Genomic DNA, 17,998 nt, shown 5'->3' on the forward strand with positions numbered 1-17,998 from the left:
GTCGACAGCAGTCGTCCGCGTACGCCGTCACATGAGTGGCGGACGGCAGCAGATCTGACGAGGAGGCCATTGCCGTATGGGATGCGAAACACGCCCCACCGGCAATGGCCTTCTTGGTATGTGCAACACGTGAAAGAGGCGGGATCCCCCATGACGACCAAGGCTCAGAAGAGCGACGACGGCAAAGTGCGCGGCCGGTTTCTGCTGAAGCTGTCCGGAGAGGCCTTCTCCGGTGGCGGCGGCCTTGGCGTCGACCCCGACGTGGTGCACAAGATCGCCCGCGAGATCGCGGCCGTCGTACGCGACGGCGCGGAGATCGCCATCGTCATCGGCGGTGGCAACTTCTTCCGCGGCGCCGAACTCCAGCAGCGCGGAATGGACCGGGCCCGCTCCGACTACATGGGCATGCTCGGCACGGTCATGAACTGCCTCGCCCTCCAGGACTTCCTGGAGAAGGTGGGCGTGGACTGCCGGGTGCAGACCGCCATCACCATGGGCCAGGTCGCCGAGCCGTACATCCCGCTGCGCGCCGTGCGGCACCTGGAGAAGGGCCGCGTGGTCATCTTCGGCGCGGGGATGGGCATGCCGTACTTCTCCACCGACACCACCGCCGCCCAGCGCGCCCTGGAGATCGACGCCGAGGCGCTGCTGATGGGCAAGAACGGCGTGGACGGGGTCTACGACTCCGACCCCAGGACCAACCCGGACGCGGTGAAGTTCGATCACCTCGGCTACGGCGAGGTCATCACACGCGATCTGAAGGTCGCCGACGCCACGGCCGTGACGCTGTGCCGCGACAACAAGCTCCCGATCGTCGTCTTCGAGCTGCTGGCCGAGGGCAACATCGGACGCGCCGTCAAGGGTGAGAAGATCGGCACGCTGGTGGGGGACCCCGGCAGCCGGGACTGACATCCCGGGTGCAACACCGTCCGGGGGACGGACGGGACGGTGCCGGGCCGGGGGATGGACAATGTCCTGCCGGTCGGGAACCGTTCAGAAGAAGACGCGACGCAGCCGGCCGCCGCCCCACATGGAACCGCAGCCGGGCCTACTCAAGACACGCAGGAGCAAGTGGTGATCGAAGAGACCCTCCTCGAGGCCGAGGAGAAGATGGAGAAGGCCGTCGTGGTCGCCAAGGAGGACTTCGCCGCGATCCGCACCGGCCGTGCGCACCCGGCGATGTTCAACAAGATCGTGGCCGACTACTACGGCGCGCCGACGCCGATCAACCAGCTGGCCTCGTTCTCCGTGCCCGAGCCGCGTATGGCCGTGGTGACCCCCTTCGACAAGAGCGCGCTGCGCAACATCGAGCAGGCGATCCGCGACTCCGACCTGGGCGTCAACCCGAGCAACGACGGCAACATCATCCGGGTGGTGTTCCCCGAGCTCACCGAGGAGCGCCGCCGGGAGTACATCAAGGTCGCCAAGGGCAAGGGCGAGGACGCGAAGATCTCGATCCGCTCCGTGCGCCGCAAGGCCAAGGAAGCCATCGACAAGCTGATCAAGGACGGCGAGGTCGGCGAGGACGAGGGCCGCCGTGCGGAGAAGGAGCTCGACGACACCACCGCGAAGTACGTCGCACAGGTGGACGAGCTCCTGAAGCACAAGGAAGCGGAGCTGCTCGAGGTCTGATGAACGACTCTTCCTGGGGGGCGCCGCCACAGGCCGGGTACTGGGGGCCCACCGACCAAGGGCATGGTCACGGGCACGTCCAGGGGCCGGGCCACGGGCACGTCCAAGGGGCCGCTCCGGCGGGTCCCGCATACGATGCGTATGAAGCGCCTCAGACTCGCCCCATGCCCATCGTGCCCGACGTGACCGAATTCGGCGGAAACCAGGATGACGACCGGGGGGCTGCTCGGCTGAGCGGCACCCCGGTCCGAAACGACACGAATCCGGAGCCCATGCCCGACGCCTCGCAGCCGGCGCCCAAGCCGCCGAAGAAGAGCGCGGGTCGCGACCTGAGCGCCGCGATAGGGGTCGGTGCCGGGCTCGGTGCGGTGATCGTCGCGTCGCTGTTCGTCGTCAAGGCCGTGTTCGTGGGTGTCGTGGCCGTGGCCGTGGTGGTGGGCCTGTGGGAGCTGACCAAGCGGCTGGAGGAGCGCAAGGGCATCCGGGCGCCCCTCGTGCCGCTCGCGCTCGGCGGTGCCGCCATGGTCGTCGCCGGGTACGTCCGGGGCGCCGAGGGCGCGTGGGTGGCGATGGCGCTCACGGCGCTGGCCGTCCTGGTCTGGCGCATGACCGAACCGCCCGAGGGCTACCTGAGGGACGTCACCGCGGGCGTCTTCGCGGCGTTCTACGTGCCGTTCCTGGCGACCTTCGTCGCGATGATGCTGACCGCGGACGACGGGCCGCAGCGGGTGCTCACCTTCCTGCTGCTCACGGTCGTCAGCGACACCGGGGCCTACGCCGTCGGCTGGCGGTTCGGCCGGCACAAGCTCGCCCCGCGCATCAGCCCCGGCAAGACCCGCGAGGGCCTGCTCGGCGCGGTCTCCTTCGCCATGGTCGCCGGGGCGCTGTGCATGCAGTTCCTCATCGCCGACGGGGCCTGGTGGCAGGGCCTGGTGCTGGGCCTCGCGGTCGCGGTCACCGCCACGCTCGGCGACCTCGGCGAGTCCATGATCAAGCGGGACCTCGGCATCAAGGACATGGGCACGCTGCTGCCCGGCCACGGCGGCATCATGGACCGCCTCGACTCGCTGCTGCCCACGGCGCCGGTGGTGTGGCTGCTGCTCGTGCTGTTCGTGGGATCCGGCTGATCCGACCGGCCTTGCCGGAGAGCCCCCGCCCGACCGGACGCTGCGTCCCGACCGGACGCTGCGTCCCGACCGGGCGGGGGCTCTTCGACGTCTGGGGGAGACCCCGAGGGGCCGAAGTGGGACGATTCAGGTGTACCTCCCAAAGGAGGCCGTCATGGCCATCATCCGAGAGAGCATCGACGTCGACCGCCGGCCCGAGGAGGTCTACCAGTACGTCATGGACGCCGGTCACATGCCGGAGTGGCAACTGAGCGCCGTGTCCGCGGAGCGCTTGGACGAGGGGCCCGTCGGCATCGGCAGCAGGGTCCGGGTGACCCGGCACGTAGGCCGTCGTGTCATGCCGATGACCATGGAGGTCACCGAGTACGACGCGCCGCACAGCTGGGGCATGCGCGGCGTCGACGGCCCCGTGCGGGCACAGGTGCACGGCGAGGTCGAGCCCTATGACGAGGGCCGCCGCTCCCACGTCACGATCGACATCGACTTCGAGGGCCACGGCATGGGCAAGGTTCTGGTCCCGCTCGTCGTACGCCCCCAGGTCCGCAAGGAACTCCCGCGCAACGAGCAGCTCCTCAAGGACCGGCTGGAGCACACGGGCGAGTAGGACGTCACGCTCCCCCGACGGCGCAGGCCGGATCCCTCACCGCCGCCGGGGGCACTTCCAGCCGTTCTGCCGCAGCTTGAACAGCACGAACACTCCACACAGCGCCCATACGCCCAGGAAGGCCCACTCGAACCACGGGGGACCTTGCCACTCTTCTGCGAGCTGCACCGGCGCCGCGTAGAAGAAGGTCATCCCTCGCGCGTGCCCGGTGCTACGGCAGGAACACCCGGTTCCGCCGACTGGCGCCCGGTCGTCGAACAGGTTCGTTGGATCCGTTCCGCCGGACGACTAGTCGTCCCCGCCGCTCCGTCGTGAGCGAGAGTTCCGGCTCGCGCTGCGGGCCAGTCCGCTCCCGAGCAGCGTCGCCTTGGCCACACCACGTGCCCAGCGCGGGGCGTCGCCCCGCGCTGTCAGGAACACGCAGACGCAGCCGCCGATGACGAGCAGGACGACGACCGACAGCACGAGCACGAGCATGCTCAACCCTCATTTCGTGTGATGGTCGCCTCATCCTTTCAGGTGGGCGCGTCATCAACGTCCCGACGGTCATCGCGAGCGGCGGCCCCGAGTCACCCGATTGGATCTGCGACACTGGTACGGCCATGCCTAAGCCCGGAGAACTCACTTTCGTAGCCCCCCGCGGAGCCAAGAAGCCGCCGCGGCATCTTGCCGATCTCACCCCTGCCGAGCGCAAGGAGGCCGTAGCCGCTGTCGGGGAGAAGCCGTTTCGTGCCAAGCAGCTCTCGCAGCACTACTTCGCGCGGTACGCGCATGATCCGGAGCAGTGGACGGACATTCCGGCCGGTGCCCGGGGGAAGCTGCGGGAGGCGTTGCTGCCCGAGCTGATGACCGTCGTGCGGCATCTGTCGACCGACCAGGGCACCACCCGCAAGACGCTGTGGCGGCTGTTCGACGGGACCCTCGTCGAGTCCGTGCTGATGCGCTACCCGGACCGGGTGACCATGTGCATCAGCTCGCAGGCCGGGTGTGGGATGAACTGTCCGTTCTGCGCGACCGGACAGGCGGGGTTGGACCGGAACCTGTCCACCGCCGAGATCGTGCACCAGATCGTGGACGGCATGCGGGCGCTGCGAGACGGGGAAGTGCCCGGGGGTCCGGCGCGGCTCAGCAACATCGTCTTCATGGGCATGGGCGAGCCGCTCGCCAACTACAACCGGGTCGCCGGCGCCATCCGGCGGCTCACCGACCCCGAGCCCGACGGTGTGGGCCTCTCGCAGCGCGGCATCACCGTTTCGACGGTCGGGCTCGTCCCGGCCATCCACCGGTTCTCCGACGAGGGCTTCAAATGCCGCCTCGCGATCTCGCTGCACGCGCCCGACGACGAGCTGCGCGACACCCTCGTGCCGGTGAACACGCGCTGGAAGGTCCGCGAGGTGCTGGACGCCGGCTTCGAGTACAGCGCGAAGTCCGGGCGGCGGCTGTCCATCGAGTACGCGCTGATCCGGGACATCAACGACCAGGCCTGGCGTGGTGACCGGCTCGGCCGGATGCTCAAGGGCAGGCCCGTGCACGTGAACCTCATCCCGCTGAACCCGACGCCCGGGTCGAAGTGGACCGCCTCCCGGCCCGAGGACGAGAAGGCGTTCGTGGAGGCCATCGCCGCCCATGGTGTGCCGGTGACGATCCGGGACACCCGTGGTCAGGAGATCGACGGGGCGTGTGGTCAGCTCGCGGCCACCGAACGGTAGTCTGACTGTCGTAAGCACATCTGCATATGCGACACCTGCACCATCCACACCTGCATATTCCGACAGGGGAGCGCCACAGCGCTGAGAGTGCGGCACACGGCCGCAGACCCTCCGAACCTGGCCCAGGTCATTCTGGGTAGGGAGATCGGTCACCACTCGAGCTGTTGCGCCCTGCCCGGGACCACGGAAGTCCCGGGCAGGGCCGCGTCTTCTCCTGGTCACTCCAGGAGGAATCCAGTGAGCACCAAGAAGAAGCGGCTGACGGCTGTTGTCGTCGGGCTCGGCATGGCCGGCACGCTCGCCGCGTGCGGATCGTCCGGCGGTGGTCAGGGGTCCGGCGACTCCAAGACCGTGACGCTCGTCAGCCACGACTCGTGGGCCGTGTCCAAGGACGTCATCGCGGCCTTCGAGAAGCAGTCCGGCTACAAGGTCGCCGTCCTGAAGGACGGCGACGCCGGGCAGGCCGTGAACAAGGCCATCCTGACCAAGGACAACCCGCAGGGCGACGTCTTCTTCGGCGTCGACAACACGCTGCTCTCGCGGGCGCTCGACAACGGGCTGTTCCAGTCGTACGAGCCGAAGGGCTCCGACACGATCAAGGCCGAGTACCGCGTCGACCAGGACGAGCACCGGGTCACGCCCATCGACACCGGCGACATCTGCGTCAACTACGACAAGAAGTACTTCGCCGACCACGATCTGAAGCCGCCGAAGAGCTTCGACGACCTGGTCAAGCCCCAGTACAAGAACCTGCTGGTGACCGAGAACGCCTCCGCCTCCTCGCCCGGCCTCGGCTTCCTGCTCGGCACCGCCGCCCGGTACGGCGATGGGGACACCTCCCGCTCGAGCGCAGCCGAGAGCGGGGGAGGCTGGGAGGGCTACTGGAAGAAGCTCAAGGCCAACGGTGTGAAGGTCGTCGACGGCTGGGAGCAGGCCTACAACGAGGAGTTCTCCGGCTCGGCCGGCGGCAAGAAGGCCAAGGGCGACCGGCCGCTCGTCGTGTCGTACGCCTCCTCGCCGCCCGCCGAGGTCGTCTTCGCCGACCCGAAGCCGAGCGCGGCACCGACCGGCGTCGCCGAGGGCACCTGCTTCCGGCAGGTCGAGTACGCGGGGCTGCTCGGCAACGCCAAGAACTCCAAGGGCGGCAAGGCCCTCCTCGACTTCCTCATCAGCAAGAGGTTCCAGGAGGACATGCCGCTCAACATGTTCGTGTACCCGGTGACCGAGGGTGCCCAGGTGCCGCCGGAGTTCGTGAAGTACGGGCCGCAGGCGAAGGACCCGGAGACCATGGCCCCGGCGAAGATCGCCGACCACCGTGACCAGTGGGTCAAGTCGTGGACCTCACTCGTACTGAAGTAGCCGCCCGGCGGCGGGGCGTGGCGGCGCGGTTCGGCCTGCTGGCCGCGCCCGTCGCGTTCTTCGCGGTCTTCTTCGCCTACCCCGTCGCCGCGATCGTCGCGCGCGGCCTGAAGGCCGACGGGACCTGGCACCTCGGGCGGATCGGGGAGGTGCTCACCCAGTCCGACGTCCGGCACGTCCTGTGGTTCACCACCTGGCAGGCGCTGGTCTCCACCGCGCTCACGCTGCTCGTCGCGCTCCCCGGCGCGTACGTCTTCGCGCGCTTCGACTTCCCGGGCAAGCAGGTGCTGCGCGCGGTCGTCACCGTCCCGTTCGTCCTGCCTACGGTCGTCGTCGGTACGGCGTTCCTCGCGCTGGTCGGCCGGGGCGGGCTGCTCGACGAACTGTGGGGCGTGCGCCTGGACACCACGGTGTGGGCGATCCTGCTCGCGCACGTCTTCTTCAACTACGCGGTCGTCGTCCGGACCGTCGGCGGGCTCTGGGCGCAGCTCGACCCGCGGCAGGAGGAGGCCGCGCGGATGCTCGGGGCGTCGCAGCTGAAGGCCTGGCGGCAGGTCACCCTGCCCGCCCTCGCCCCGGCCGTGGCCGCCGCCGCGCTCATGGTCTTCCTGTTCACCTTCACCAGCTTCGGTGTCGTGCAGATCCTCGGCGGGCCCACCTTCTCCACCTTGGAGGTGGAGATCTACCGGCAGACCTCGGAGATCTTCGACCTGTCGACCGCGGCCGTGCTGACGCTGATCCAGTTCGTCGCGGTGGGCGCGATCCTCGCCGTGCACGCCTGGACGGTACGGCGGCGGGAGACCGCACTGCGGCTGGTGGACGCGTCCGTGACCGCGCGCCGGCCGCGCGGAGCGGGACAGTGGGCGCTGCTGGGCGGCGTGCTCGTCACCGTCGCCGTGCTGCTGGTGCTGCCGCCGGCCGTGCTGGTGCAGCGGTCCCTTCACGCGCCGGGCTTCGGCTACTACCGGGCGCTGACCAGCGAGGACGGGGGAGTGTTCCTGGTCCCGCCGATCGAGGCGATCGGCAACTCCCTGTCGTACGCCGTCGCCGCCACGCTCATCGCCGTGCTGATCGGCGGGCTCGCCGCCATCGCGCTCACGCGCCGGGACGCCGGGCGGTTCGTGCGCGGCTTCGACGCGCTGCTGATGCTGCCGCTCGGGGTGTCCGCGGTGACCGTCGGCTTCGGGTTCCTGATCTCCCTCGACGAGCCGCCGCTGGACCTCAGGTCCTCCTGGATCCTGGTGCCGCTCGCGCAGGCGCTGGTGGGTGTGCCGTTCGTCGTACGGATCATGCTGCCCGTGCTGCGGGCCGTGGACGTGCGGCTGCGGGAGGCGGCCTCGGTGCTCGGGGCCTCGCCCTGGCGGGTGTGGCGCGAGGTGGACCTGCCGATGGTGCGGCGGGCACTGCTGATCGCCGCCGGGTTCGCCTTCGCCGTGTCGCTCGGGGAGTTCGGGGCGACGGTGTTCATCGCACGGCCCGACCGGCCGACGCTGCCGGTGGCCGTGGCCCGGCTGCTCGGGCGGCCCGGGGACCTCAACTACGGCCAGGCGATGGCTCTTTCGACGATTCTGATGGTGGTGTGTGCCGTGGCCCTGCTGGTGCTGGAGAGGCTCCGCACGGACCGGACGGGGGAGTTCTGATGCTGCTGGCCCTGCGGGAGGCGACGGTCCGTTTCGGCGGCCGGGCCGTGCTGGACGCCGTCGATCTGGAGGTCGCCGAGCACGAGATCGTGTGCGTGCTGGGACCCAGCGGCAGCGGCAAGTCGACCCTGCTGCGGGCGGTGGCAGGGCTGCAACCCCTGGACGCCGGGCGGGTGATGCTAGACGGACACGACCAGGCGGGCCTGCCGGCGCACCGGCGCGGCGTCGGGCTGATGTTCCAGGACCACCAGCTGTTCCCGCAGCGGGACGTGGGCGGCAACGTGGCCTTCGGGCTGCGGATGCACGGTGAGCCGAAGCGGCGACAGGCCGAGCGGGTGCAGGAGTTGCTGGACCTCGTGGGGCTGCCGGGCGCGGGCCGCCGGGCCGTCGCCGCACTGTCCGGCGGGGAGCAGCAGCGGGTGGCGCTGGCCCGGGCTCTCGCGCCGAGCCCCCGGCTGCTGATGCTGGACGAGCCGCTCGGGCAGCTCGACCGGTCGCTGCGGGAGCGGCTGGTCGTCGAACTGAAGGAACTGTTCGGCCGGTTGGGCACGACCGTGCTCGCCGTGACGCACGACCAGGGGGAGGCCTTCGCGCTGGCCGACCGGGTCGTGGTGATGCGGGACGGGCGGATCGCCCAGTCCGGTACGCCCCTCGAGGTGTGGCAGCGGCCCGCCGACGCGTTCGTCGCCCGCTTCCTCGGCTTCGAGAACGTGGTCGAGGCGACGGTGGGGACCGAGGCCGCGGACACGCCGTGGGGCAAGGTGCCGGTGCCGGAGGACTCCCCGCAGGGCACCCGGACCCTGCTGGTGCGGCCCGCCGGGGTGCGCCTGGTGCCCGCCGGCGCGGGCCTGCGCTGCACCGTGGCCGCGCGCACCTTCCGGGGCACCCATGTCGCCGTGCACCTCCAGCCCCCGGACGCCCCGCGTCTGGAGGCGGCGTGCGCGCTGCGGGACGCGCCGGAGGCCGGGGACGTGGTCGGCGTGGAGTTCGACGCGGCCGAAATCGCGGTGCTCGGCTGATCGTCCGCCGCCCAGGGTGCGCGGCATGACGCCGTTGGCGGGCGAGCGGGAGCTGCTGGAGTTCCGGCTGGAGGGGGCGACGTTCGGGTGAGACGGGGCGTGGCCCGCCCCCTCGTACGGGACGTGGCCCCCTGACGCGGGACTTTGCCCCCTGCCACGGGACGTGGCCCGCCCCCTGGTGGGGGACGGGCCACGCCGCGGTCTGCGCGGGTGTCAGCTGTCGCTGTTCGCTCCGCGACGGCGCATGCCGAAGAACACCGCGCCGCCACCGACGACGACCAGGGCCGCCGCGATGCCGGCGATCAGGCCGGTGTTGGAGTTGGCGCCGGTCTCGGCGAGGTTGGAGTCACCGGCCGGGGCGGGCACGTTGCCCGCCGGCGAGGTGCTCCGGCTCTCCGACGGCTCCGGAGCGGGGGTCTCGGTCTCCTCCGCCGGCTTGGAGGGGGAGGCCGACGGGGTCGGGGTCGCCGGGGGAGCCGAAGCCGGGGGCTCCTCCTCCTTCTTGCAGGCCGTGGCCGGGGTGACGAGGTTCGGCTTGATGTCCTCGTCCACGTAGCGGGCGGCCTTGACGTGGATGCGGTACTCGGCGTTCGGCTGCCAGTCGTCGGCGAAGGTGATGGTGGTGCCTTCGCGCGAGCCCTTGACCACCTGCGTGCCGACCTTCTTCGCGTCGGCGCCGTTGTTCTGCAGGTACACGGTGACCGTGGCCGGGATGCCGGCGGGGTCGACGTCGGTGACGGTGATGACGCCCTTGTCGCCATCGCACTTCGCCTCGGCGGAGAACTCGCTGATGTTGCAGGCGAGCGCGTTGCCCGCGGTACCGAGCGCGAGCGCGGCCGAGGCGGAGACGACACCGAGGACGCGCACGGCACGTGCGCGGCGGGATACGGACAGAACTGCCACGTTTGTCCTTTACAGGATTGCTAAAGCGGGGGGCTGTGGCAGTGTTGACTGAATATCAGCACTACCGTGAGGCTCACAGGTCTATAAGCGCCGCATAAGTAGTGTCAACGCATATGCAGCGTGCGGGCACTTGCTTTGCCTTCTTATTAACCGCCGAGACGTTTCAAGGCCTCCGGCGCCTCCTCGATCCGGTCCACCAGCTCGATCCGGGCCTCCATCGAGCGCCCTGCCGCCAGCGACCGGAGCAGCGGCCACGCGGGTAGCTTCTCCGTCCAGTGCACGCGGTTCACCAGCACCATCGGCCTCGGCTCGCCGCGCGACTCGTAGTAGTTGGGCGTCGCGTTGTCGAAGATCTCCTGCAGCGTCCCCGCGGCGCCCGGCAGGAACACCACACCCGCGTCGGACCGGGCCAGCAGGCCGTCCTCGCGGGTGGCGTTGGCGAAGTACTTGGCGATGTGGGAGGCGAAGGCGTTCGGCGGCTCGTGGCCGTAGAACCAGGTCGGGATGCCCACCGAACGTCCGCCCTGGGGCCAGCGGGCGCGTATCTCGAAGGCGACCGAGGCCCACTGGGTGATCGACGGGGTGAAGTGCGGGGCCTTGCCGAGGAGTTCGAGCGACTCGGTGAGCATCTCGTCGTCGAAGGGGGCGGCGTACGCGCCGAGGTTGGCCGCCTCCATGGCGCCCGGGCCGCCACCGGTGGCGATCGTGAAGCCGGCGCGGGCCAGCTCCCGGCCGAGCCGGGCGGCGCCGGCGTACTCCTCGGTGCCGCGGGCCATCGCGTGGCCGCCCATGACGCCCACGACCCGGGCCCCGGACAGGAGTTCGTCGAGCGCGTCCGAGACGGAGTCGTCGTGGACCGAGCGCAGCATGGACGCGTGGATGTCGCGGTCGGCCTTGGTGCGCTGGAACCAGGCGTAGGCGAGGGCGTCGGGCGTGGCCTCGTAGCCCTCGGCCAGCGACGCGAACAGTTCGTCCGGGGAGTACACCAGGCCGCGGTAGGGGTCGAACGGCAGGCCCGGGACCGGCGGGAAGACCAGGGCGCCGTCCGCCCGGACCTTCGCGTCCGCGTCCTCGCGCATCGCGCAGCCGAGGAAGACCGCGCCCGCGGTGTCCGTGGTGAGCAGCTCGCGCGTACGGTCCGTCAGGTCGACGGCCTGGACGCGGTATCCGGCGAGGGTGCCGCGCGCCGAGACGGTCGCGTCGAACTCCTCGAGGGTCTCTATCTCACGGTCGTCATGGTGGGCCGCATGGGCGGGCATCGTCTGCACCCGCCCATGCTAGGCCGCACGCCGTCAGCCCTGGACGGCCGCGGGGTCCATCCACACGACCTCGAAGGTGTGGCCGTCCACGTCGTCGAAGGCGCGGCCGTACATGAAGCCGTGGTCCTGGGTCTCGCCCGAGACGGAACCGCCCGCCGCGACCGCCTTCTCGACCAGTTCGTCGACCTTCTCGCGGCTCTCGGAGCTCAGCGCGATCAGCACCTCGCTGGTCTTCGTCGAGTCCGCGACCTCCTTCTTGGTGAACTGGAGGTACTTCTCCTTGGTGTGCACCATGACCACGATGGTCTCGCTGATCACCACCGAGGCGGTCGTGTCGTCGCTGAACTGCTCGTTGATCGTGAAGCCCAGCTCCGTGAAGAACCTCTTCGAGGCGTCGAGGTCGCCGGTGCACAGGTTCACGAAGATCATCTGCTGGTACATGCGAGGTTGCTCCCATCAAGCCCGTGTCGTTACGCGGGGATAGACCGGGGGCAGGTCCGGAACTCATCGCCGTACGGAGATCTTTCTCGTCCGGGTTTTCCTGCGGGGCCGCGGGGCTCAGCGCGCCAGGGGCAGCGCCGCCAGTTCCGCGACCGTCAGGGTGAGCGGACCGAACAGGGCGAGCAGCGCGACGGCGCGCAGAGCGGCGGCGCTGCGCAGCATCGTGGCGGGGGCGCCGAGGCGCAGCAGTGCGGCGGTGGTGCCGGCGCGGGCCTGCCGGGCCTCGACGGCGGCCGTGAGGAGCGTCGCCGTCGTGCAGCCGGTCACGAGGAGCACGCCGAGGGTGGTGAGCGGGCCGAGCGAGAGCCCGTCCGGGGCGTGCAGCAGCGCCATGGCCCACGCGGCGGACAGGACCGCGCAGACGACGCCCAGGGGACGCCCGATGCGGACGGACTCCGCCATGAGGATGCGGCCGGCCAGCAGCCGCAGAGCACCGGGGCGGGCCGCCTGCAGCAGCCGTCCGCACAGGTGGGTCAGGCCGGGGCCGGCCAGCGCCAGGCCGACAACGGCGAGCGCCCAGCCCGCCATCACGCCCGGGGAGGCACCGGAGAAGGAGAGGTCGGGCGGCGTCGGGGAGGTACGGCTCGTGTAGCTCTCCACGGCGAGGCCCGCGGCCAGCACGGTGATCCCCCAGGGGAGACCGGTGGGGGCGGCGATGGTGTCCGGCAGGGCCGCGTCGGGGGCCGCGGAGTCGTCGGGGCCGTCGGACGCCGCCTCGTGCGGGCCCGGGTGCCCGGCCAGGGCACCGGCGGGACTGATGGCGCCGGGCGCGTCCGGCGCCGCCGCGCGCGGGCTGGGCCACTGACCGGGATCGCCGGGGCCCGGGCCGTGCGCGTCCGCCGCTGCCGGCGAGGCCGGGTGAGGGGCTGAGGGGAGCTCGGTCGGGTCCCCGGTGCCCGTCTCCGGGGCGCCCGGCTGAGCGTGGCCGTCCGGCATGTGGCCGGGCGGCTGAACCGGCGGGTCCGCGGCCGCGCTCACGGCGCCGCCGGGAGCCGTGACCGCCGCCGGTGCGGATCCGCCGGCCCGGGCCGCGGGCGGGCCGCTCTTGGCGGCGGGCTCGGAACCACTCGCTGCGGCGGGCTCGGCGCCGCGGCCGTTCGCGGGCCGGATGATCTGCCGGCCGAACCGGCCGTACGCCCCGAAGGTCTCGCGGGTGCTGGTGCGCCGGTACGCGCCGAAGCGGCCGTACAAGCGGGCCGACCGGGGCCCGGCGGCCCTCGCCTCGCGCGGACGCAGGGCCAGCGCCACCGCCACCGACGCGCCGACCGGCACGAGCGCCAGCAGGGTCAGGGCGCCCGGCAGCGGCAGGGGGCGGTCCGCGGCGAGAGACTCGGCCGCGGCACCGTCGAAGGGCATGCCCGTCAGGTCGCCCCGCAGGTGCAGGAAGACGAGCAGGGCCACCATGGCGCCCAGCGTGCAGGACAGGGCCGTCGTCGTCGCCGAGACGGCCATCATGCGCACGGGGCCGAGACCGATCACCGAGAGGCCCGCGCGGGGCTTGGTGCCGGGGTCGGTACGGGCCACGGCGACCGCGAAGTGCACCGTGGCGGCCAGCGGGGCCGCACACCAGGCCAGCCGCAGCAGGGCGGTGCCGGGGGAGCCGGGGTGGCCCAGCGCGTAGCCCAGGGCGCAGAGCAGCAGGAAGGCCGTGCCCGCCGAGGCCGCCGCGACCGACAGGCGGCGCAGCTGGACGGCGGGGTGGGCGCCGCGGGTCAGACGGAGAGCGAGCACGCGGCCCGGCCTTCCGGCTCGCGGGGCTCGGCGACCGGCGGCAGGTGCACCGTCTGCACGCGCCGCCCGTCCAGCAGGGACACCGTGCGGTCGGCGAGGGCCGCGGTGTCCGCGTCATGGGTGGCCAGGACGACGGTGATGCGGTGGGAGCGGGCGGCCGTGGTGAGGGTGCGCAGCACATGGGCGCGGTCGGCGCGGTGCAGGGGCGCCGTGGGCTCGTCGGCGAACAGCACCGACGGCGCGGGGGCGAGGGCGCGGGCGATGCAGACGCGCTGCCGCTCGGCCTGCACCAGCTCGTGCGGCCGCTTGCGGGCGCTGTCGCCGATGTCCAGGCGCTCCAGCCACTCCAGGGCCGCCGTCCTGGCGCGGCGCCGGCTGGTGCCGCGCAGCATCAGCGGCAGGGCGGTGTTCTCCCAGGCGTTGAGCTCCGGCACCAGGGAGGGGGCCGGGTCGATCCAGCCGAAGCGGTCGCGGCGCAGCCGCTCGCGGGTGAGCGGGCCCATGGTGTGCACGGGCACGCTGTTGAACCAGACCTCGCCGCGCCGCACGGGCACCAGGCCGGACAGGCACCGCAGCAGGGTCGTCTTGCCGCTGCCCCGCGGGCCGCTCAGGGCGAGGATCTCGCCCTCGCGCACACCGAGCGAGACGCCGCAGAGCGCGGGCGAGCCGTCGTCGTGCTGGAAGTGCAGGGCGCGTGCCCAGAGCACGTCGTTGTCCGGCGGGGCCTCCATGCGCGTACACCTCGGTTCAGATCCGTAGTTCCCGTGCCATCCCCCGTGCGGGGGAACGAAGGCAGGGCCGATCGGTCACTGGGCACGCTAGGCAGAAGGCGGCGGGACGCCGGACAGCACGCGGCCCCGGGCCGCCGTTTCTCACTCGAACGGGCGGCACCGGGGCCGGTGTTGATCATCCAGGAAGACGATCTGAGCGACGGGCGTCAGAGCTTCGTCCACGCCTCCGTGAGGGTGGCGCGCAGGATCTGCTCGATCTCGTCGAACGTCGACTGGTCGGAGATCAGCGGCGGGGCCAGCTGGACCACCGGGTCGCCGCGGTCGTCGGCCCGGCAGTACAGGCCGTTGTCGTACAGCGCCTTGGAGAGGAAGCCGTACAGGACGCGCTCGGTCTCCTCGTCGTTGAAGGACTCCTTGGTGTCCTTGTCCTTCACCAGCTCGATGCCGTAGAAGAAGCCGTTGCCGCGGACGTCGCCGACGATCGGCAGGTCGTGGAGCTTCTCCAGGGTGGCGCGGAAGTTGCCCTCGTTGTCCAGGACGTGCTGGTTGAGGTTCTCGCGCTCGAACAGGTCGAGGTTGGCCAGGCCCACGGCCGCGGAGACCGGGTGGCCGCCGAAGGTGTAGCCGTGCAGGAAGGTGTTGTCGCCCTTGTAGAACGGCTCGGCCAGGCGGTCGGAGATGATGCACGCGCCGATCGGGGAGTAGCCCGAGGTCATGCCCTTGGCGCAGGTGATCATGTCCGGCACGTAGTCGAACTTGTCGCAGGCGAAGTACGTGCCCAGACGGCCGAAGGCGCAGATGACCTCGTCCGAGACGAGCAGCACGTCGTACTGGTCGCAGATCTCGCGGACCCGCCGGAAGTAGCCGGGCGGGGGCGGGAAGCAGCCGCCCGCGTTCTGCACCGGCTCCAGGAAGACGGCGGCGACCGTGTCCGGGCCCTCCATCAGGATCTGCTGCTCGATCTGGTCGGCGCACCAGCGGCCGTAGGCTTCCGGGTCGTCGCCGAAGATCGGCGCGCGGTAGATGTTGGTGTTGACCACCTTGTGCGCGCCGGGGACGAGCGGCTCGAAGGGGGCCTTCAGGCCCGGCAGACCGGTGATGGACAGGGCGCCCTGCGGGGTGCCGTGGTAGGCGACCGCGCGGGAGATGACCTTGTGCTTGGTGGGCTTGCCGGTCAGCTTGAAGTACTGCTTGGCGAGCTTCCAGGCGGTCTCGACCGCCTCACCGCCGCCGGTGGTGAAGAAGACCTTGTTCAGGTCGCCCGGGGCGTGCCCGGCGAGGCGCTCGGCCAGCTCGACGGCCTTGGGGTGGGCGTAGGACCACACCGGGAAGAACGCGAGCTCCTGCGCCTGCTTGAAGGCGGTCTCGGCGAGCTCGACCCGGCCGTGCCCGGCCTGCACCACGAAGAGGCCGGCCAGGCCGTCCAGGTAGCGCTTGCCCTTGTCGTCGTAGATGTACGTGCCCTCGCCCCGGACGATGGTGGGGACGGGGGCCTTCTCGTACGACGACATGCGCGTGAAGTGCATCCACAGGTGGTCGTACGCGGTCTGGGAGAGGTCCTTGCTCACGGCTATCGGGTCCTCACGATCATCGGGTTCCCCACATGTAGGTCTGCTTCTTGAGCTTGAGGTAGACGAAGCTCTCGGTGGAGCGCACTCCGGGCACCGCCCGTATGCGTTTGTTGATGACGTCCAGAAGGTGATCGTCGTCCTCGCAGACGATCTCCACCATCAGGTCGAAGGAGCCTGCGGTCATCACCACGTACTCGCATTCGGACATCGTCGACAGCGCGTCCGCGACCGACTCCACGTCGCCCTCGACGCTGACGCCGACCATCGCTTGTCTGCGGAAGCCCACGGTGAGCGGGTCCGTGACGGCGACGATCTGCATCACGCCCTGGTCGAGCAGCTTCTGGACGCGCTGGCGCACGGCCGCCTCCGACAGGCCCACGGCTTTGCCGATGGCGGCGTACGGCCGGCGGCCGTCCTCCTGGAGCTGCTCGATGATGGCGAGGGAGACGGCGTCCAGCTGCGGCGAGCTGCCGTTCCTGGACTCGCGGGAGGGCTCGCGGGACTCCCGCGAGGCCTTCTGTTCTGCGCTTCGACTGGCCACGAGGTCACTGTGCACGAGGTCTCGACACTTCCGCAAGCCTGGATCGATGAAATCCGTTGTTTGAGTCCTCCACTCCTGCGGATTCCGTACGATCGAAGGGATTGGGGGTGTTGAAAACGTGGGTCGGCCGACTAGGGTGGGTGTCTCAAGTACTGGACATCCGAACTGGAGGGCCGGCAGTGAGCACCGAGCTTCGTCGTCTGCGCAACTACATCGGCGGTGAGTTCCGGGACGCCGCCGACGGACGGACCACCGAGGTGGTCAATCCCGCGACGGGTGAGGCGTACGCGACCGCTCCGCTGTCCGGGCAGGCGGACGTGGACGCCGCCATGGCGGCGGCCGCCGAGGCCTTTCCCGGCTGGCGCGACACCACGCCCGCCGAGCGGCAGAAGGCCCTGCTGAAGATCGCGGACGCCTTCGAGGAGCGCGCCGAGGAGCTGATCGCGGCCGAGGTGGAGAACACGGGCAAGCCGACCGGGCTGACCCGCTCCGAGGAGATCCCGCCGATGGTCGACCAGATCCGCTTCTTCGCGGGTGCGGCGCGGATGCTGGAGGGCCGCTCGGCCGGTGAGTACATGGAGGGCCTCACCTCCATCGTGCGCCGGGAGCCGGTCGGCGTCTGCGCGCAGGTCGCGCCGTGGAACTACCCGATGATGATGGCCGTGTGGAAGTTCGCCCCGGCGATCGCGGCGGGCAACACCGTCGTCCTGAAGCCGTCGGACACGACTCCGGCCTCGACGGTCCTCATGGCCGAGATCATCGGCTCGATCGTCCCCAAGGGCGTCTTCAACGTCATCTGCGGCGACCGCGACACCGGCCGCATGATGGTCGAGCACGACACCCCGGCGATGGCCTCCATCACCGGTTCCGTGCGCGCCGGCATCCAGGTCGCCGAGTCCGCCGCCAAGGACGTCAAGCGCGTCCACCTGGAGCTGGGCGGCAAGGCCCCGGTCGTGGTCTTCGAGGACACCGACATCGCCAAGGCCGTCGAGGACATCTCGGTCGCCGGCTACTTCAACGCCGGCCAGGACTGCACCGCCGCCACCCGCGTGCTCGTCCACGAGTCCATCCACGACGAGTTCGTCTCCGCGCTGGCCAAGGCCGCCTCCGAGACGAAGACCGGGCAGCCGGACGACGAGGACGTCCTGTTCGGCCCGCTCAACAACCCCAACCAGCTCAAGCAGGTCGAGGGCTTCATCGACCGGCTGCCCGCGCACGCGCGCGTGGAGGCCGGCGGCAAGCGGGTCGGCGACAAGGGCTACTTCTACGCCCCGACCGTCGTCTCGGGCCTGAAGCAGACCGACGAGATCATCCAGAACGAGGTCTTCGGCCCGGTCATCACCGTGCAGTCCTTCTCCGACGAGGAGCAGGCCGTCGAGTGGGCCAACGGCGTCGAGTACGCGCTGGCCTCCTCCGTGTGGACCAAGGATCACGGCCGCGCCATGCGGATGTCCAAGAAGCTCGACTTCGGCTGCGTGTGGATCAACACCCACATCCCGCTGGTCGCCGAGATGCCGCACGGCGGCTTCAAGAAGTCCGGCTACGGCAAGGACCTCTCCGGCTACGGCTTCGACGACTACACCCGGATCAAGCACGTGATGACGTCGCTGGACGCGTAAGCGCCGGACACCAGCGAGCGGCCCCGGACGGCAGGATCCGTCCGGGGCCGCC

General features: G+C 70.8%; 18 protein-coding genes and 1 riboswitch. Of the genes, 9 read left to right on the forward strand and 9 right to left on the reverse strand.

Going from position 1 to position 17,998, the window contains the following annotated elements:
- Positions 1-150 precede the first annotated feature (150 nt).
- From pyrH to HDC93_RS19365, 4 genes are all read left to right on the forward strand, one after another.
- Positions 151-909 (forward strand): UMP kinase, encoded by a 759-nt coding sequence (gene pyrH, locus HDC93_RS19350; protein ID WP_185012142.1) that lies wholly within the window; start codon positions 151-153, stop codon positions 907-909.
- A gap of 165 nt (positions 910-1,074) precedes the next feature.
- Entirely contained in the window at positions 1,075-1,632 is a 558-nt protein-coding gene (gene frr, locus HDC93_RS19355; protein WP_006136598.1) for a ribosome recycling factor, read from the forward strand.
- The gene (locus HDC93_RS19360) at positions 1,632-2,759 is read left to right on the forward strand and encodes a phosphatidate cytidylyltransferase (protein WP_185012143.1); all 1,128 of its coding nucleotides are present in this window, start codon (positions 1,632-1,634) and stop codon (positions 2,757-2,759) included. Before frr ends, HDC93_RS19360 begins: the two co-directional genes overlap by 1 nt.
- Before the next feature lie 154 nt (positions 2,760-2,913).
- Positions 2,914-3,363 carry an SRPBCC family protein gene (locus HDC93_RS19365; RefSeq protein WP_185012144.1) on the forward strand — a complete coding sequence of 150 codons (450 nt, stop codon included), beginning with the start codon at positions 2,914-2,916 and terminating at the stop codon, positions 3,361-3,363.
- Positions 3,364-3,399: 36 nt separating this feature from the next.
- Here the strand turns inward: HDC93_RS19365 and HDC93_RS19370 are convergent, their stop codons facing one another.
- On the reverse strand, positions 3,400-3,555 hold the full coding sequence (locus HDC93_RS19370; RefSeq protein WP_185012145.1) for a hypothetical protein: 156 nt from the start codon (positions 3,553-3,555) through the stop codon (positions 3,400-3,402).
- Between the two features lie 96 nt (positions 3,556-3,651).
- A complete protein-coding gene (locus tag HDC93_RS19375; protein WP_185012146.1) occupies positions 3,652-3,840 on the reverse strand; it encodes a hypothetical protein in 189 nt (62 codons plus the stop codon).
- A gap of 125 nt (positions 3,841-3,965) precedes the next feature.
- On the opposite strand from HDC93_RS19375, the gene rlmN reads away from it, so the two are divergent.
- The 4 genes from rlmN to HDC93_RS19395 all read left to right on the forward strand — a co-directional run bounded on the left by rlmN (position 3,966) and on the right by HDC93_RS19395 (position 9,090).
- The gene (gene rlmN / locus HDC93_RS19380; protein WP_142159051.1) at positions 3,966-5,072 is read left to right on the forward strand and encodes a 23S rRNA (adenine(2503)-C(2))-methyltransferase RlmN; all 1,107 of its coding nucleotides are present in this window, start codon (positions 3,966-3,968) and stop codon (positions 5,070-5,072) included.
- Positions 5,073-5,126: 54 nt separating this feature from the next.
- A riboswitch (TPP riboswitch) is annotated at positions 5,127-5,233 on the forward strand.
- A gap of 124 nt (positions 5,234-5,357) precedes the next feature.
- Positions 5,358-6,431 carry a thiamine ABC transporter substrate binding subunit gene (locus HDC93_RS19385; RefSeq protein WP_185012223.1) on the forward strand — a complete coding sequence of 358 codons (1,074 nt, stop codon included), beginning with the start codon at positions 5,358-5,360 and terminating at the stop codon, positions 6,429-6,431.
- Positions 6,432-6,469: 38 nt separating this feature from the next.
- Positions 6,470-8,071 (forward strand): iron ABC transporter permease, encoded by a 1,602-nt coding sequence (locus HDC93_RS19390; protein WP_221516913.1) that lies wholly within the window; start codon positions 6,470-6,472, stop codon positions 8,069-8,071.
- A complete protein-coding gene (locus tag HDC93_RS19395; RefSeq protein WP_185012147.1) occupies positions 8,071-9,090 on the forward strand; it encodes an ABC transporter ATP-binding protein in 1,020 nt (339 codons plus the stop codon). The genes HDC93_RS19390 and HDC93_RS19395 overlap by 1 nt, the downstream gene beginning before the upstream one ends.
- A 213-nt stretch (positions 9,091-9,303) precedes the next feature.
- Here HDC93_RS19395 and HDC93_RS19400 read toward each other — a convergent pair whose 3' ends face one another.
- The 7 genes from HDC93_RS19400 to HDC93_RS19430 form a co-directional block, all read right to left on the reverse strand.
- Complete coding sequence (locus HDC93_RS19400) at positions 9,304-9,993, reverse strand: LAETG motif-containing sortase-dependent surface protein (RefSeq protein ID WP_185012148.1); 690 nt, start codon at positions 9,991-9,993, stop codon at positions 9,304-9,306.
- A gap of 146 nt (positions 9,994-10,139) precedes the next feature.
- Complete coding sequence (locus tag HDC93_RS19405; protein WP_185012149.1) at positions 10,140-11,261, reverse strand: LOG family protein; 1,122 nt, start codon at positions 11,259-11,261, stop codon at positions 10,140-10,142.
- A gap of 24 nt (positions 11,262-11,285) precedes the next feature.
- Positions 11,286-11,693, reverse strand: a complete 408-nt coding sequence (locus HDC93_RS19410; protein WP_185012150.1) for a VOC family protein — start codon at positions 11,691-11,693, stop codon at positions 11,286-11,288.
- A gap of 117 nt (positions 11,694-11,810) precedes the next feature.
- Positions 11,811-13,484 (reverse strand): hypothetical protein, encoded by a 1,674-nt coding sequence (locus HDC93_RS19415; RefSeq protein ID WP_185012151.1) that lies wholly within the window; start codon positions 13,482-13,484, stop codon positions 11,811-11,813.
- Positions 13,466-14,215, reverse strand: a complete 750-nt coding sequence (locus HDC93_RS19420) for an ABC transporter ATP-binding protein (RefSeq protein ID WP_185012152.1) — start codon at positions 14,213-14,215, stop codon at positions 13,466-13,468. Before HDC93_RS19420 ends, HDC93_RS19415 begins: the two co-directional genes overlap by 19 nt.
- 206 nt (positions 14,216-14,421) lie before the next feature.
- Positions 14,422-15,789, reverse strand: a complete 1,368-nt coding sequence (locus HDC93_RS19425) for an aspartate aminotransferase family protein (protein WP_185012225.1) — start codon at positions 15,787-15,789, stop codon at positions 14,422-14,424.
- Positions 15,790-15,802: 13 nt separating this feature from the next.
- Positions 15,803-16,342: an Lrp/AsnC family transcriptional regulator gene (locus HDC93_RS19430; RefSeq protein ID WP_185012153.1), complete on the reverse strand. Its 540-nt coding sequence runs from the start codon at positions 16,340-16,342 to the stop codon at positions 15,803-15,805.
- A 164-nt stretch (positions 16,343-16,506) separates the two neighbouring features.
- Between HDC93_RS19430 and HDC93_RS19435 the strand changes: the two genes are divergently transcribed.
- Positions 16,507-17,946 carry a gamma-aminobutyraldehyde dehydrogenase gene (locus tag HDC93_RS19435; RefSeq protein WP_185012154.1) on the forward strand — a complete coding sequence of 480 codons (1,440 nt, stop codon included), beginning with the start codon at positions 16,507-16,509 and terminating at the stop codon, positions 17,944-17,946.
- Positions 17,947-17,998: the final 52 nt, after the last annotated feature.

The sequence above is a fragment of the Streptomyces sp. AK010 genome (genome assembly GCF_014207295.1).
GTDB lineage: Bacteria > Actinomycetota > Actinomycetes > Streptomycetales > Streptomycetaceae > Streptomyces > Streptomyces massasporeus.

What these genes read in the sequence shown, in the direction of transcription:
- pyrH (WP_185012142.1), top strand. Translation starts at nt 151, where the DNA reads ATGACGACCAAGGCTCAGAAGAGCGACGACGGCAAAGTGCGCGGCCGG.
- HDC93_RS19360 (WP_185012143.1), top strand. Translation starts at nt 1,632, where the DNA reads ATGAACGACTCTTCCTGGGGGGCGCCGCCACAGGCCGGGTACTGGGGG.
- HDC93_RS19365 (WP_185012144.1), top strand. Translation starts at nt 2,914, where the DNA reads ATGGCCATCATCCGAGAGAGCATCGACGTCGACCGCCGGCCCGAGGAG.
- HDC93_RS19370 (WP_185012145.1), bottom strand. Translation starts at nt 3,555, where the DNA reads ATGACCTTCTTCTACGCGGCGCCGGTGCAGCTCGCAGAAGAGTGGCAA.
- HDC93_RS19375 (WP_185012146.1), bottom strand. Translation starts at nt 3,840, where the DNA reads ATGCTCGTGCTCGTGCTGTCGGTCGTCGTCCTGCTCGTCATCGGCGGC.
- rlmN (WP_142159051.1), top strand. Translation starts at nt 3,966, where the DNA reads ATGCCTAAGCCCGGAGAACTCACTTTCGTAGCCCCCCGCGGAGCCAAG.
- HDC93_RS19385 (WP_185012223.1), top strand. Translation starts at nt 5,358, where the DNA reads ATGGCCGGCACGCTCGCCGCGTGCGGATCGTCCGGCGGTGGTCAGGGG.
- HDC93_RS19395 (WP_185012147.1), top strand. Translation starts at nt 8,071, where the DNA reads ATGCTGCTGGCCCTGCGGGAGGCGACGGTCCGTTTCGGCGGCCGGGCC.
- HDC93_RS19410 (WP_185012150.1), bottom strand. Translation starts at nt 11,693, where the DNA reads ATGTACCAGCAGATGATCTTCGTGAACCTGTGCACCGGCGACCTCGAC.
- HDC93_RS19420 (WP_185012152.1), bottom strand. Translation starts at nt 14,215, where the DNA reads ATGGAGGCCCCGCCGGACAACGACGTGCTCTGGGCACGCGCCCTGCAC.